General features: G+C 73.2%; 16 protein-coding genes. 7 read left to right on the top strand and 9 right to left on the bottom strand.

From position 1 onward, the window contains the following. Positions 1-14: 14 nt before the first annotated feature. The 5 genes from ACT3SP_RS17490 (at position 15) to sigJ (ending at position 4067) form a co-directional block, all read left to right on the top strand. Positions 15-584 carry a dihydrofolate reductase family protein gene (locus ACT3SP_RS17490; protein ID WP_444588571.1) on the top strand — a complete coding sequence of 190 codons (570 nt, stop codon included), beginning with the start codon at positions 15-17 and terminating at the stop codon, positions 582-584. 138 nt (positions 585-722) lie between these two features. Then, positions 723-1499 (top strand): phytanoyl-CoA dioxygenase family protein, encoded by a 777-nt coding sequence (locus tag ACT3SP_RS17485; protein ID WP_444588570.1) that lies wholly within the window; start codon positions 723-725, stop codon positions 1497-1499. Positions 1500-1506: 7 nt separating this feature from the next. Further along, positions 1507-2409, top strand: coding sequence for an AraC family transcriptional regulator (locus ACT3SP_RS17480; protein ID WP_444588569.1), 903 nt, complete (start codon positions 1507-1509; stop codon positions 2407-2409). A 136-nt stretch (positions 2410-2545) separates the two neighbouring features. Then, on the top strand, positions 2546-3148 hold the full coding sequence (locus tag ACT3SP_RS17475; protein ID WP_444588568.1) for a carboxymuconolactone decarboxylase family protein: 603 nt from the start codon (positions 2546-2548) through the stop codon (positions 3146-3148). A gap of 34 nt (positions 3149-3182) precedes the next feature. Further along, positions 3183-4067: an RNA polymerase sigma factor SigJ gene (gene sigJ, locus ACT3SP_RS17470; protein ID WP_444588567.1), complete on the top strand. Its 885-nt coding sequence runs from the start codon at positions 3183-3185 to the stop codon at positions 4065-4067. Here sigJ and ACT3SP_RS17465 read toward each other — a convergent pair whose 3' ends face one another. Continuing rightward, positions 4068-4790, bottom strand: a complete 723-nt coding sequence (locus tag ACT3SP_RS17465) for a MerR family transcriptional regulator (RefSeq protein WP_444588566.1) — start codon at positions 4788-4790, stop codon at positions 4068-4070. Between the two features lie 147 nt (positions 4791-4937). Here ACT3SP_RS17465 and ACT3SP_RS17460 point away from each other — a divergent pair, with 147 nt between their 5' ends. Next, positions 4938-5462, top strand: coding sequence for a DUF4188 domain-containing protein (locus tag ACT3SP_RS17460; protein ID WP_444588565.1), 525 nt, complete (start codon positions 4938-4940; stop codon positions 5460-5462). Between the two features lie 108 nt (positions 5463-5570). On the opposite strand, the gene bioB is transcribed toward ACT3SP_RS17460, so the two are convergent. Together bioB and ACT3SP_RS17450 are read right to left on the bottom strand one after the other, a co-directional pair. Next, on the bottom strand, positions 5571-6623 hold the full coding sequence (gene bioB / locus ACT3SP_RS17455) for a biotin synthase BioB (protein WP_444588564.1): 1053 nt from the start codon (positions 6621-6623) through the stop codon (positions 5571-5573). Further along, positions 6623-7228: a biotin transporter BioY gene (locus ACT3SP_RS17450; RefSeq protein WP_444588563.1), complete on the bottom strand. Its 606-nt coding sequence runs from the start codon at positions 7226-7228 to the stop codon at positions 6623-6625. Before ACT3SP_RS17450 ends, bioB begins: the two co-directional genes overlap by 1 nt. 87 nt (positions 7229-7315) lie before the next feature. On the opposite strand from ACT3SP_RS17450, the gene ACT3SP_RS17445 reads away from it, so the two are divergent. Next, positions 7316-7909, top strand: coding sequence for a TetR family transcriptional regulator (locus ACT3SP_RS17445; protein ID WP_444588562.1), 594 nt, complete (start codon positions 7316-7318; stop codon positions 7907-7909). Positions 7910-7959: 50 nt separating this feature from the next. Here the strand turns inward: ACT3SP_RS17445 and ACT3SP_RS17440 are convergent, their stop codons facing one another. The 6 genes from ACT3SP_RS17440 to ACT3SP_RS17415 all read right to left on the bottom strand — a co-directional run bounded on the left by ACT3SP_RS17440 (position 7960) and on the right by ACT3SP_RS17415 (position 14650). Further along, on the bottom strand, positions 7960-8772 hold the full coding sequence (locus tag ACT3SP_RS17440) for a hypothetical protein (RefSeq protein WP_444588561.1): 813 nt from the start codon (positions 8770-8772) through the stop codon (positions 7960-7962). Positions 8773-8783: 11 nt separating this feature from the next. Further along, positions 8784-9473 (bottom strand): ArsR/SmtB family transcription factor, encoded by a 690-nt coding sequence (locus ACT3SP_RS17435; RefSeq protein ID WP_444588560.1) that lies wholly within the window; start codon positions 9471-9473, stop codon positions 8784-8786. Between the two features lie 120 nt (positions 9474-9593). Further along, the gene (locus tag ACT3SP_RS17430; protein WP_444588559.1) at positions 9594-10316 is read right to left on the bottom strand and encodes a response regulator transcription factor; all 723 of its coding nucleotides are present in this window, start codon (positions 10314-10316) and stop codon (positions 9594-9596) included. After that, positions 10313-11755: a sensor histidine kinase gene (locus ACT3SP_RS17425; protein ID WP_444588558.1), complete on the bottom strand. Its 1443-nt coding sequence runs from the start codon at positions 11753-11755 to the stop codon at positions 10313-10315. Before ACT3SP_RS17425 ends, ACT3SP_RS17430 begins: the two co-directional genes overlap by 4 nt. 17 nt (positions 11756-11772) lie before the next feature. Then, on the bottom strand, positions 11773-13089 hold the full coding sequence (locus tag ACT3SP_RS17420; RefSeq protein WP_444588557.1) for a hypothetical protein: 1317 nt from the start codon (positions 13087-13089) through the stop codon (positions 11773-11775). 397 nt (positions 13090-13486) lie between these two features. Beyond that, positions 13487-14650, bottom strand: coding sequence for an FAD-dependent monooxygenase (locus ACT3SP_RS17415; protein ID WP_444588556.1), 1164 nt, complete (start codon positions 14648-14650; stop codon positions 13487-13489). Between the last annotated feature and the right edge of the window lie 149 nt (positions 14651-14799).

The following is a 14799-nucleotide window of genomic DNA, read 5'->3' as shown; positions in this document are numbered from 1 at the left end:
CGTCAGGAGCAACGATGCGAGAACTCGTGTACTACGTGGCAGTGAGCCTGGACGGCTACATCGCCGGTCCGCAGCACCAGTTCGACGACTTCCTCGTCGAGGGCGATCACATGGAGGGGATCAACGAGGAGTTCGCCGACGCGATCCCCACGGACATCGCGGCGCACCTCGGGATCCCCCAGCACGGTGAGCGGTTCGACACCGTGCTCATGGGCGCGAACACCCACGCCGTCGGCCTCCCGCAGATGCCCAGCCCCTACCGGCACCTCGAGCAGGTGGTGTTCACCCACCGCGACCTGCCGCCGGGCGAGAACCTGCGGGTGACCGCGGAGGATCCGGTCGCCGTGGTGCGGGCGCTGAAGCAGCGGCCGGGGGCCGACATCTGGCTGTGCGGCGGCGGGCTCCTCGCCGCCCAGCTGCACGGCGAGATCGACCGGCTCGTGCTCAAGCGCCAGCCCCTGCTGTTCGGCGGCGGGATCCCGCTGTTCGCTCCGGGCGACTTCGCGCCGGAGCTCTGGGAGCACGAGCGGACCCGCACCTTCGAGAGCGGCGTGAGCCTCACCGAGTACGCGCGGCGACGCTGACGCATCACCCTGCCGGACTGCGCCGTGTCCGTCCTGCGAACATGCGCGTCCGCTGCGGACCTGGAGCACCTCGCGCCGCGCCGCCTAGCCTCGAAGAGCACGATCCGACAGCTGCTCCCACTCACGGAAGGGTCGATGATGACCACCCTCTCCAGCACCCACACCGATCCCGACACCCTGGCCGACACCTACGACGAACAGGGCTACGTCCTGGTCAAGGGCCTTCTCAGCCCCGAGGAGGCGGCCGAGCACCGCGCCCGGAGCCACGAGCTCATCGCCGCCCTGGACCGCGGGGACGACCCCACCTGGGACGCCGCGTCCGAGATCGCCATGGGCCGCGCGACCAGCCTGCAGCACCTGCACGACGCGCAGTTCTACGACGCCGCCTTCACCCGGCTGCTCACCGACCCTCGCTTCACCGACGTGGCGGCGGCCGTGCTGCGCACCCCGAACGTGCAGCTGCACCACACCAAGATGTTCATCAAGCCGCCGGAGAACGGCTCCCCGTTCCCGCCGCATCAGGACCACCCGTTCTTCCCCCACACCCACCATCGCGTCGCCGCCGCGATCTTCCACTTCGACGATGCCCCGGACGTGAAGGGCTGCGTGCGCATCGCGCCCGGCAGCCATCGGGCCGGCCCCCGCGAGCACGACCCGCAGGGCAGCCACCACCTGCCCGACTTCCCCCTCGAGGAGCTGGTGCCGATGGAGGCGGAGGCCGGGGACGTCCTGTTCTTCACCTACCTCACCGTGCACAGCTCGGGCGTGAACCTCAGCGACGAGGCCCGCACCACCTGGCTGGTCCAGTTCCGCGATCCGGCGGATCCGCCGCTGACCGATCAGCACACCCATTCCCTCGGCCAGGGCCTCATGCTCGCCGGGACCGACCCCACCGGGCGCGCCGGCAGGGCATGATGCCTCTGTGAGACTCGACCTCGTCGCCGGGGCGACGACTTTCGACGACCTCACCGGCCTGCTCGCGGCCGGTGAGGTCGACGGCTTCGCGGTGGACTTCCTGAGCTGGGGCTTCTATGTGCCCCATGTGTGGCGGAACCACGCCCACACCCATTCCTTCCACGAGGTGTGCCTGGCCTACGCGGGGTCCGGGACCTTCACCGTGGACGGCACGCGGCACACCGTGCGCGCCGGCAGCGTGTTCCTGGCCCGACCGGGAGAGGTGCACGAGATCGTCTCGCATCCGGTCGACGGGCTGGGCATCGCCTTCTGGGGCATCGCCCTGCAGCCCGCGGGTGCCTCCCCTGCCGCGTCACCGGGATGGTGGAGCGGCCTGCTGCGTGAGGACCGCCCGCGCATCTCGCAGGCGCTGGGGTCGCTGCCCGCGCTCATCGCAGCGCTGGCCGCCGAAGCGGGCTCACCGAGGGCCGGGGTCGGCGACCAGGTGAGAGCCCTGGGCGGCGCGCTCGTGATCGAGACCGGCCGGGCGTTCGCGAGGACGGAGGACCTGGCCGTGGCGTTGGACCCGACCGCGCGCTCCACCTCGAGCGTCGCCGCCATGGAGAGGCACCTCGCGGACAACCTCGAGCGCCCGCTGCGGGTGGAGGACATCGCCGGGGTCGTCCACCTCTCCTCCCGGCACGCGGCGCGGCTGTTCTCCGCCGCCACCGGGGAGTCCTTGATGGCGGCCCTGCGCCGGATGCGGCTCGAGCGCGGCGCGCACCTTCTGCTGGAGTCCGACGAGCCCGTGGCGCACATCGCGCGGTCCTGCGGCTATCCCGAGGTGCGCCCGTTCATCACCGCCTTCCGCCGTCGCTACGGGCAGCCGCCCGGAGCTTTCCGCGCCCACGGCGGCACCCGACACCTGTAGGCGGAGAGAAGCACCCGTCGCCCGGCTCGTCGGCGCGCACCCCCGCCCCGCCTCGAGGATCGCGCGATGTCACAGATCCTCGCCGGGCGGTGTCTCCACGGCGACGAGCCCGCCCGGGCCGAGGAGAGGAACTGCCATGTCCGCGATCACGCCCCTGCACTCCGCCCCGCCGGCGCGTCCCGCCGCCCGGGTCCCGCTGGACCTCGACGGGCCCGTCGAGCGGGTCGCGAGCTGGGCGGCCCGTCGGCTGTACGGGAAGGTGCTCGACCCGCTGCGGGCCTCCTTCCACCATCGCGGGGTGCTGCTCTCCTCGCTCGTGCTCGAGGCCACCGCTTCCCGCTGGAAGACGCTCTCCCCCACCCTGAACGCCCTGGCCGTGATGGTGGTGGCCCGCGAGATCGGCTGCTCCTGGTGCATGGACTTCGGCTACTGGGAGCAGCACCACCGCGGGGTGGACCCGCGCAAGCTCCGCGGCATCGGGCAGTGGCGCACGAGCGAGGTCTACACCCCGCTCGAGCGCGCGGTGCTCGAGTACGCGGTGGCCGCGACGCAGACCCCGTCGTCCGTCACCGACGCAATGGTCGAACGCCTGCGGGAGGATCTCAGCGACGCCCAGGTGGTCGAGCTGGCCGCCCTGGTCTCGCTCGAGAACCACCGCTCGCGCACCAACGCGGGGCTGGGCCTGACCAGCCAGGGGTTCGCCGAGGACTGCGACGTACCCTGGGCCGCAGAGGATTGAGACCGCCTGCCGGCGCGGATCGCGGAGGACTCCCATGAGCACCACGCCCACCGACCACCAGAGCGCCTTCATCGCGCACCGCCGCGCTCTGCTCGGGGCCGCGTACAGGGTGCTCGGCACCGTGGCCGACAGCGAGGACGCGGTGCAGGAGACCTGGCTGCGCTGGCAGGAGGTGGACCTCGCGACGGTGCGGGACCCGCGGGCGTACCTGCTCTCCGCGGTGACGCGCACGGCGCTGAACATCGTGCGCACCCGCGACCGACGGCGCGAGGAGTACATCGGCCCGTGGCTGCCCGAGCCCGTCTCCACCGATGTCGCCACGGACCCGGGCCGCGCCGCGGAGGTCGCCGACGAGGTCTCGCTCGCGCTGCTGGTGGTGCTCGAGTCGCTCTCCCCGCTCGAGCGCGCCGCCTTCGTGCTGCGCGAGGTGTTCGCCCTCCCCTACCCGGAGGTGGCCTCCGCCCTCGAACGGTCCGAGGCCGCGGTGCGGCAGCTGGTCCGTCGCGCCCGGACGCACGTCCACGAACGCGCGCCCCGCCATCCGGCCGACGAGGCGACGCATCGCGCACTGACCACCGCGTTCCTCGAGGCCGCCGAGGGCCGGACGCCGCTGGAGGAGATGGTCGCGGTGCTCTCCCCCGAGGTGGTGCTGACCACCGATGCGGGCGGGCGGGCGAAGGCGGCGCTGCGGCCCGTCCGCGGGGTCGGGAAGGTGCTCCCCTTCATCGCCGGCGTGCTGGCCAAGCCCGAGGTGGAGGCGCTGTCGTGGGCGATCCACGAGGTCAACGGGCGCCCGGCGCTGGTGGGCTTCGAGGGCGCACGGATCGACTGCGTGGTCTGGGTCGAGGCCGACGGCGGCGCGGTCACCCGGATCGACATGATCCGCAATCCCGAGAAGCTCGGCGCCATCCGCCTCTGATCAGAGCCGCGGCGGCGCGGCGCAGCCGTCCGCCTCGCCTCCCGCTTGCCGCAGCGAGAGCTCGCGCTGCGCCAGCAGCCGCAGGGCGAGGAGCACGGGCTCCAGCATCACGGTGCCGACGACGACGCGGCGCACCGCCCCCTCCGGCTCCTGGGGCACCGAGGCCACATCGAGACGGGCCACCTGTTCCATCGCGTCCGCGTACTCGTCCAGCAGCTCCGCATCGAGCGAGACCCCTGCCTGGTCACAGGCCTGCCAGGCTCGCTCGAGCCGCGCGATGACGAGGTCCCCGGGGAATGCCGTCCAGCCGCGCTCGCGCACCCAGTCCTCGGCGGCGGCGCGGGGGGCGCCGTGGCCGGTGGGAGCCGGTCCGTCCTGGCCGACGGTCACAGGCGCGGCGATCGCGTCGCCGGATCCTGCGGCCACGGGGCGGGCGTCCGGGACGTCCTCGCGCAGCAGGGCGTCCTGCGCCGTGGCCAGCACGTCCAGCCGCGCCGGTTCCGGAGCGTCGATCACCTCGACCACGCGTCGCACCGCCGCGATGCCGAGCCCGCCCGCATCGGTGAGCGCACGCACCAGACGCACCCGGGCGACGTGGGAGTCGTCGTACTCGGCCCCGGTGCGGGAGGTGCGGCGACCAGGGGCGAGCAGCCCCTCGCGCAGGTAGTACTTGAGGGTTCCGACGGGGACGTCGGTGCGGGCGGAGAGCTCGGAGATCCTCATCGGGCTCCTTCCGATAGACGGGACGGGGGACGGGCTGGACGGGTGACGGGCGGGACGGGTGGGGCTTGACGGGTGGGGCTTGACGGCTGCGCCCGTCGGCCGCACGATTGGAAAGTATCACTTTCTAGATGGAACGAGATACCGCCCATGCCCACGCACACCGCCCCCGCCTCGCCCCGGCCTCCGAACCTCACCCACGGCCCCGTCGACTCCCTGGTCGTCTTCCACATCGGCATGACGATCCACCGCCCCTGGCGTCCGGATCTGTGGGGCCCGGTCTTCGCCGCGATGCCGCGGATGCTCGCGGAGCTGCACCGCCACCGCGCCGCTGCCGAACGCGGCGAGGCCGAGGACCTCGGCTTCCTCGACGCCGCCACCCTCATGGGCGCGAAGGGCCCCTGGGTGGTCCAGTACTGGAAGAGCACCGAGCACCTCTACGCCTACGCGCGAATGGGCTCGCGCGCACACCTTCCGGCCTGGAAGGCGTTCAACGCGGCCGCCCGCAAGCACCCCGGCGCAGTGGGGATCTGGCATGAGACCTATGCGGTGGATCCGGAGGGGATCGAGACCTTCTACGGCAACGGCGCGACGGTGGGGCTCGCGAAGGCCGTCGGCTCCGTCCCCGTCGGGAGCCGCGGCCGCACCGCCCGGCAGCGCCTGGGCACCGCCTGAGCGCCCGCCGGCACCCCGGCCCGATCCGGAGAGCGGCTCGGACCTCGCCGATCGAGGATCCCGAGCCCGCCCGGGCATACGGCGAACCCCGACCTGCCGAGGATGTGATCACGCATTCGGCGAGAGCCCCGTCCCGGCGCCCCGCCCGCGCACCCTGGGCCGGTGGTCCACCGCATCGAGGGGGCGCTGTTCTCCCTCGATCGTGAAGCCGTTGTCGTGGATGAGCTCGAGGTCGGCTGCCGCGGCCTGCCCTTCCGCGGTGAGGTAGTCCCCGAGGAACATCGAGTTCGCGACGTGCAGGGCGAGCCCCTGCAGGCTCCGCAGGTGCGTCTCGCGGCCGCCCGCCAGGCGGATCTCCGTGCTCGGACACGTCAGTCGGGCGAGGGCGACGATCTTCAGGCACTGCACCGGGGTCAGGTCCCATCGCCCTTCCATCGGCGTGCCGTCGAAGGGCACCAGGAAGTTGATCGGGATCGACTCCGAACCCAGCTCGCGCAGGGCGAAGAGGGCCTCGACGACCTGTTCATCGGACTCGCCCATCCCCACGATCAGACCGCTGCACGGCGACACCCCGGCTCGCTTGACCCTGGCGATCGTCGCGAGACGATCCTGATAGCTGTGGGTGGTCACGATCTCGTCGTGGAAGGACTCCGCGGTGTTGATGTTGTGGTTGTAGGCATCGACCCCGGACTCGGCGAGGCGCTCCGCCTGGCCGTCCTTCAACAGGCCCAGACAGGCGCACACCTCGAGGTCCGGGTACTGCTGTCTGAGCTGTGCGGCGATGCCCGAGACCCGCTCGACGTCGCGAGGCAGGGGGCCCCGACCGCTGGCGACCAGGCAGACGCGCGCGGCACCACCGGCGATGCCCGCTTCCGCCTGATGCACGGCCTCGTCCTGCGCGAGCCAGCTGTACTTCACGATGGGCGCGGTGGATCCGAGCGCCTGGGAGCAGTACGAACAGTTCTCCTGACAGAGCCCCGATTTCAGGTTCACCAGGTAGTTCAGCTTGACGCGGTGGCCGAAGTGCCGTCGCCGCAAGGCGCTCGCGGCCGTGACGAGGTCGAGCAGCTCGGAATCCGGAGCGCGCAGGATCTCGAGGGCCGAGCCGGCGTCGAGCTGCGCCCCTTCGTCGATGTCGAGAGCGAGGGCGGCGTAGTCCATCACCACCCGCCCTCGTCGACCCCCGGCGAGATCCTGTCGACGAGCCTCCACGCGGTGGGCAGCAGTGCGCTCAGCGCCAGGACCTTGAGGGCGTCCCCGAGGAGGAAGGGGACGACGCCGAGCATCACGGCCTGCCCCAGGCCGACCCCCAGGGACGCGGCCAGCCAGGGCACGCCGCACACGTACAGCGTGATGCTGCCGAGCGCGCCCATCGCGAGCGTGGTGCCCACCCTGCGATCCGCCCGACGGCGGGCCAGCTGCCCCACGACGGCCGCGGCGATGACGAAGCCGACCACGTATCCGAAGGTCGGGAACGAGACCCCCGACTGCCCGTCGGAGAAGATCGGGGCTCCCAGTGCGCCGATCACCAGATACAGGCCCGCACTGAGGGCGCCGCGGAGCGCGCCCAGCGATGCGCCGGTGGCCAGGACGGCGAACGTGGACAGGGCGATAGGCACGGGCGTGAACGGCAGCGGGACCACCACGAACGCGGACAGCGTGATGAACGCCGTCCCTCCGAGCACGAGCACGGCGTCGCGGGCGATGCTCGCCCGCCGGACGTCGGCGAGATAGACCCCTCGCGGCGCAAGGACCTGACTGGACACGATGCCTCCTGAACACTGTTCATTGAACGATGTTCAGGACCGTACCACGACCGGGCGGACCAGCGTGCACGGGGTACAGTGGCCGGCATGCAGAACGCGAGGCTGACGAGGGATGACGTCGCCAGGGCGGCTCTTCGCATCCTCGACGAGCTCGGCCTGCCGGACCTCACCATGCGTCGGCTGGCCGCCGAGCTGAACGTTCGACCGAGCGCGCTGTACTGGCACTTCCCCAACAAGCAGACCCTGCTGGCCGATCTCGCAGATCGCATCGTCACCCGGAGGCATCCCGCCGAGTCGGCCTCGGGATGGGACGGACGGCTGCGCGCGGAGGCCTTCGTGCTCCGCGACGCGCTCCTGGCGTACCGGGACAGCGCGGAGATCGTCTCCAGCTCACTGGCCCTCGGACTCGGCGAGAACCCTGCGCACGCGAGGCTCCGTCAGGCCCTCGACTCCAGCCCGTTCGACGCCGAATCCGCCGATCGAGCGGCCACGACCATGCTGCACTTCCTCCTGGGGCACGTCTCGCTGGAGCAGCAGCGGCTCCAGTACGACAGCCTGGGAGCCCGATCCGGTGAGCCGGTCACGCTGGAATCCCATGAGGGCGACTTCCGCTTCGGTGTCGACATCCTGATCGCGGGGCTCCGCGACCGGGCCTCGGCGGACTCGCCGGCGCCGTCCTGACGCGTCCGCGGACCTGCTCCTCGGGCCGACGGCCGGCGAGGGCGGACCGCTCAGGAGAACACGCGCTCCAGCCAGTCCTTCCACGCCTGCTCGGTCGCCTCACGGTCGACGTCCTCGTAGAGGTAGTGCCCGATCGCGAGGGGCATCCCCATCGCCGACATCTCGTGGAAGCGGTAGAGGCCGTCGGCCGTGCGCAGGGCGAGGAAGTCGTAGCCGGGATAGGCGAAGTCGACCACGCCCTCGAGGACCGGCAGTCCCTCCGGCGCGAGGCGGAGCCGCTGCCCCTGCGCGAACGGCCCCTCGGCGCCGAGCGCCTCCATGAGCTGCGCCCAGGCGCCCGGGGCGGCCGAGGACTCGGGCCCCTGCGCGGTGACGAAGACCGCTGGGCGGCCGGCGAAGTGCCGGAGGTACTGGGCCAGGGTGTGCAGGTACATGTCCCAGCCGTAGGCGGTCATCTCGCCGAAGTCGAACTCGGCGTCCCAGTCGTCGCCGAGGTAGCCGCTGTGGACGAATGTGAGGGTGGTGGTGCCGTCGTCCGCGGTGGAGAGCAGGTACTCGAAGGCGTGGAAGGCGCCGTTCTCGGCCTCGGGGGTGCGCACGGCCAGGCGTCGGTTCTCCTCCTCCTCGACCTCCATCCCCTCCATGGACTCATACGGGTCCGGGGACCAGGCGGCCTGGCCCTCCTGGGTGGCGATCGCGTGCCACACCTGCTCCGGGGTCGCCTCCAGGACGACGTCCTTGCGGATCTCGAAGCTCCTGCGGATCTCGGCGTTCTCGGCGTTCTCGGCGTTCTCGGCGTTCTCGGCGTTCTCGGCGTTCTCGGCGTTCTCGGCGTTCTCGGCGTTCTCGGCGTTCTCGGACATGGGGGCACTCCTCAGTGGTCGGTCGGGTCGGAGTCGATGGCCGGACCGGGGTCGTCGACGGAGACGGGGTCGTCAGGGACATCGGGGTCGTCAGGGGCGTCGGGCATGCCGGCAGGGACCGCGGGGTGCAGGGCGACGACCAGTCGGTGCAGCTTCCCGCTCCCCTCCGTCCGTGGGGAGCGCTTCGTGTGATGCCGGCGCAGGAGCTCGGCCACCGCCTCGGAGAGCTCCTCGGCGAAGGCGGCGCGGTCCGCCGCGGAGGCGAAGCGGACCTCTCCGTCGATCGCGAAGGTCGCCACCGGCCTGTGCGCCTGCTGCGCGCCGCGCAGCAGCGTGCCCACGTCCCGCACCAGCCGGGAGGCCAGGGCCAGCATCCAGCGGGCGGAGAGCCGATCCGGTGCGAGCGTCGCATCGGGCTGCACCTGCCCCAGGGTGGCCGGCGAGATCACGTACGACGCCGCGGTGGTCCGCAGGATCCGCTCGGTGAAGTTCCCTCGGCGGCGCTCCTCGACCAGTTCGATCAATCCGTGCCGCTCGAGGATCCTCAGGTGGTAGTTGATCTTCTGGCGCGGGATCCCGAGCCGGGCGGCGACCGTCGAGGCGGAGCCGGGCTCGGTCAGGGCCGCCAGCAGCCGCCGGCGCATGGGGTCGAGGGACGCCTCGGCGGCGGCCGGGTCCTCGATCATCGTCACCTCGTGCATGCCGTCAGTCTCCCTCTGGACAAATATTCTTGTCAAGAAGGACGGTGGACGGATCGGCACGGACCGTGCGATCTCGCGTTCGGAGGCGCACCACGGGCCCTGCGCCCCGCCGAGGCTCGATCACACGGCCGCGTCCCCGTCCGCGGGGTCCACCAGACCGGTGCGGTAGGCGATCACCACCGCCTGGGTGCGGTCGCGGGCACCGAGCTTGCCCAGCAGGTTCGCGACATGGGTGCGCACGGTCTCGACGCCGAGGTGCAGGGCGCCGGCGATCTCCGCGTTGGTCATGCCCCGGGCGATGCGTGCCAGCACCTCCGTCTCACGCTCGGTGAGCGGCGGGCCCGGATACGACGCGGTGCGGGCGCGGGGTCGCAGCAGGTCCCGCACCGCGTCCGGGAACAGCAGGCTGGTCCCACGGCCGACGGTGCGCACCGCCTGCACCATCTCGGCGGCCGACGCCCGCTTGAGCAGGAACCCGGACGCCCCGACGAGCAGGGCGTCGGTGACGTGCTCGTCGTGCTCGAAGGTCGTCACGACCAGCACCTTCGGCGGATCGGGAAGGCGCAGCAGCAGCTCCGTGGCGCGCAGCCCGTCGATCCCGGGCATCCGCACGTCCATGCACACGAGATCGGGACGGGCGGTGCGGACGACGCTCACGGCGCGGGAGCCGTCGCCGGCCTCGCCGACGATCTCGAGGTCCGGTTCCGCGCCGATGATCATCGCGAGCCCCTGGCGGACCAGCGGCTCGTCGTCGACGACCACCACCCGCAGCGGGGGCTCGATGGGCGGGGTCTCGCTGGGTGTGGGCTCTGTGGGTGGGGGCTCTGTGGGCGGGGTGGTCATCGTGGGGGTCCTTCCCTCAGCAGCGGCAGGTCGACGGATGCGCTCCAGTGCCTGCCGTCGGGTCCGGCACGCAGGGTGCCGCCGAGCAGCTCGGCGCGCTCGCGAAGGCCGGCGAGTCCGCGGCCGCCCGTGGCTCGCGGTGCCTCGTCGCCATCGCGACGGTCGACGTCGGGACCGGCATCATCGTGACCGGCGCCGTCGGGACCGACACCACCGGGATCGGCACCATCGGGACCGTCATCATCGTGACCGTCGCCGTCGGGGCGGAGCGCATTCCTGACGAGCAGGCGCACGCGATCGTCCTCGCTCGTCAGGGCGAGGTCCACGGGTCCCGATGCTCCGTGCCGGTGCGCATTGCTGAGCAGCTCGGAGACGCAGCGCAGCAGCTGGGAGCGCTGGAGCTCCGCAAGACCCTCCGGCAGGGCGATGCGGGAGCGCAGCTCCATGCCCGCCGCGCGGTGCGCAGCCAGCAGCTGCTCGAGGTCGGCGAGCGGAGCCGTGCCCCCGTCGGCGAGCGGAGCCATGCCCCCGTCGGCGAGCGGAGCCGGGCGCCCGTCGGCGAGCGGTGCCGGCGTCCTCCCTGCGGCGCGGTCCCGGGGCTTCGAGCGTCCGTCGGCTCCGGCGCCGCTGCGCTCCTCGTCCCGCAGCAGTGCGAGCATCCCGTCGAGCTCCCCGGTCGCGCCCCGCGCCGTGGCCTCGATCGCCTCCAGCGCCTGGGCGACGGCCTGCGGATCCCGGTGCTGGAGCCTCCGAGCCGCCGCGGCCTGCACGCTCACGATCGTCAGCGCGTGTCCGATGCCGTCGTGCAGCTCGCGGGCGACGCGGGTGCGCTCCGCCTCCCGAGCGACGCGCTGCTGCGCGAGCTCGAGCCTGTCGCCGGTCGTCGGCCCCAGCACGTGCGGAGCGAGGCGGGCGAGCAGCGCCCCCGTCGGCCACCACAGCACGGCGGAGACCGCCCCGATCAGCAGCGCGAGCACGATCACGGCCGCACGGCCGACGGTGTCGGCGGGCACCGCCACCCCCGAGCCCATGGAGCGGCCGGCCAGGTTCTCGACGATGACGAGCACCGCCGAGGGCAGGAAGGTCAGCAGCAGCACCGCGATCAGCAGCCCGGTCGCCAGGTGCAGGAGCACCCAGGCGCAGGTGCGCAGGTGGTGAGCGGGGCGGGGCCGGCGGGGGACGAGCAGCTCACCGTCGGCGCCCAGCATGGAGCGGGCACCGGTCACCTCGAGCTCGCGCACCCCCGGCACCAGGCCGAGCGCTCCGCCGAGGAGCAGGCACGTCGGCACCAGCAGCCAGGTCACGGCGGCCAGTGCAGCGATCCCGCCCCTGGTGAGCACGACCGCGAAGACCACCACCAGCAGGACCACCGCGAGGCCGATGGCGGCACCCGCCATCAGCCACGCGAAGCGGCGGCCCTGCCGTCGGATGGTCTCCATCCCGCCATCCTTCTCGATCATGCCCTCGCCGCGCCAGCGACATCCGGTGCAGCGCCATCGCAGGCGGCGCCGTCGGGGAGGGAGCCGTCGTCGGGGAGGGAGCCGTCGTCGGTGCCGCCCTCCAGGGAGCGTCGGTGCCCGACATAGCCCCAGACCGCGAGCCCCAGGGCCGGGCCCCAGAACCAGCAGGGGAACACCAGGGCGAAGACCAGCACCGTGACCGCGCCCTGCGAGGCCACGCCGACCAGCAGCGGCACGGCCGCGAAGGTGAGCAGGGCGGCGACCGCTCCCCCGGGCACGGCGGCAGCGGCCACCGGCACGGGCCGTCCCGCGAGCACCGGCATCCACCGCGGGAACACCTCGCCCCACGGGAGGATCAGCCCGAGGGTCAGGATGATCCCGAGCCAGCCTCCCGTGGAGAGCAGCAGCCCCTGCAGGCGCACGGCGAGGTCCATCGCGTGCTCGCCGCCGAGCAGCGGCCACGGGGTGAGCCAGGTCAGGCGCAGCAGCGCGTAGGGCGCCGGTCCGCAGGCGGCGAGCACGGTGAGCGGGATCCGGTGACGGGTGGCCCAGGCGGTCCCGCGCGCCGCGGCGCCGGTGCCGCGCAGCGCCGCAGTCGCGGCGGCGAGCCAGGTCGCGCCCAGCCCCACCAGCAGCAGGGTCAGGCCGATGGGAGCGAAGTCCGCGATGAGCGCCGGGGCGAGGTAGCCGACGAGCTCACCGATCGCCGGCCCCAGCAGGAGAGCCCCTGCACCGAGGCCGAGCACGGTCGCGGCCGAGACCGCGAGGCGCGCTCGCGGATAGCGGCGGATCACCTGCACCACCAGCAGCGCCACGATCAGCGGCATCGACACGGCGAGCAGGTAGCCGGCGGTCGCGAGAGTGGACATGCCGCCCATCGCCACCCCGCCGACGACGCCGAGCACGGTTCCGATCCCGGTCAGCGCCGAGCGGGGCAGGGCCCCGGCATGCGCGGTGAGCGAGGTCGCGACGCCGAGGAGCGCGGCGAGCGTCAGGACGACGGCGGTCGGGGCGGGTCCGACGAGGGTCCCCAGCAGGGTCTCGGCGAGGACGTCGGCGATCGGTCCGCGGCCGGGCAGGAGCAGCTCGAGCACCCCCAGGGCAGCAGCGACGACGCTGGTCAGGAGCGTGCCGAGCAGCAGCGGGCGAGGCACGGGCGACCGCAGGCGGCCACCGGGTCGGGCGGGGTCGTCGGGCTGGGCGGAGGCGGAGGCTCGGGCGAGGTCGGAGGACCGGGCGGGGGGCGCGGGTCGGGAGGAGCGACGGGATCCGACGGACGTCGCAGCGGGCGGTGGGTTCACGGTGTTGTCCATGGCTCGAGCCTCGCCGAGCCGCGGCCCCGTGCCCTCCCCCGCACGGGGGAACCCGCTCCCCCGGACAGGGCGATCGCGTCCCGTCCCAGGGCAGGGGCCAGAGCCAGGGCGGGAGCCAGGACCAGGGACAGGGACAGGGCTGAAGGATCGGGCGCACGGGTGCACGGTGCACGGGTGCTCGGGGACTTCGGGTGCAGCGTCCCGTGGTCGGCCGCTGGCGTCAGGGCGCGGAGCACGCCGATACGTCCACCGCCCTCGCTCCTGCGCCAGCTGGTGACCACGGGGCCGGAGAGGGCACGGCCCCCAGGCGACCACGCCCGGCGGAGACCACACCCGCCGGCGGTCCCGGGGTGCGAGGGAGGCCCGGGCCATCAGGCGACCACACCCGCCGGCGGTCTCAGGGTGCGAGGAAGGTCCGGGGCAGCAGCCGCTCGACCCCGGGCAGGGAGAACCCCCGACGGAGCAGCTGCTGGAGCCGCAGCCGGGCAGGGCTCGACGGGGTGAAGAAGGCGGCGGTGCGGCGCCCGGCCCGCTGCGTCTTCTCGACCGTCGGCCGCCACGCCCGCTCGTACTCCGCCAGCCCCGCCTCGACGTGGGGTCCGCTCGCGCGCAGGCTCCGGGCCAGGGCCTCCGCACCGCCGATCGCGAGGGAGGTGCCCAGGCCCGCCAGGAGGGACGGGGCGTGGGCCGCGTCCCCGGCCAGCACCACCCGGCCCCGGCTCCAGCGCGGGGCGATCGCCTGCGCGACGAGGTCGTCGTAGAAGCTCTCCGGGGCGTGTTCGAGAGCCCGGTCCACCTGGGGGTGCAGTCCCGCGAAGTCCGCCTGCAGCCGCTCCCGATCCGGGGTCGGGCGCTGCGTGGAGGAGGGATCGACCCGCTCGGCGAGCATCACGCCGACCCGGGCGGCATCGGCCGCGTAGGCCCAGCCCACCCGCCCCACGGTGTCGGTCATCAGCATCCGCTCCCCCAGCTCGGCGGCGAGCTGCGGGTCCTCGTAGAGATAGCTCGCGACCCGGTAGCCCATCGGCACGATCGGGCCGTGGCCCGGGGCGACCATCCCGCGGACCGCGGAGCGCACCCCGTCGCAGGCGACCACCAGATCCGACTCGATGACGGTGCCGTCGGCGAGCTCGACCACGGCGCGTCGTGCGGAGGCCGCGCCGACGAGCCCCGCATCGCGCACGGCGACCACCGGGGCGCCGTAGCGCAGCTCGACCGACGGCGGCAGCACCGCCAGCAGGCCCAGCTCCACCTCCGGGCGGAGGATCGAGAAGTACCGCCCGCCGAGCGCCGCGGCGAGCGGGCCCACGTCGATACGGCCGGTCTCCCGCCCGTCCGGGCCCGCATAGCGCACGCCCTCGAAGGCGTGGCCGCGAGCGCGCAGCTCCTCGATGATCCCCATCCGTTCGGCGGCGACGAAGCCGGGGCCGAAGAAGTCGATCATGTAGCCGCCTCCGCGCGGGCCCGAGGAGGACTCCAGCACGGTCACGGTGTGGTCGGGGGCGAGCTGGTGGGCGAGGGCGAGGCCGGCGATGCCGCCGCCGATGAGGGTGACGTCCATGCTCCGACGCTATCGAGCGCGCACCCGGCGGGCCATGAGGTTTTCCTCCGGGTTCGTGACCGCTCAGCGCCGCGGAGGGCCCGTGAGCCGATATGCACCCCGCGACCCGGTGCGCGCAACGAAGCGGGGGGAATGAGGGCGCCATTCCC

The organism is Brachybacterium sp. AOP43-C2-M15 (assembly GCF_052446295.1).
Taxonomy (GTDB): domain Bacteria; phylum Actinomycetota; class Actinomycetes; order Actinomycetales; family Dermabacteraceae; genus Brachybacterium.
Note: the sequence above shows the minus strand (reverse complement) of the source record. Positions and strands in the feature narration are given on the sequence as shown.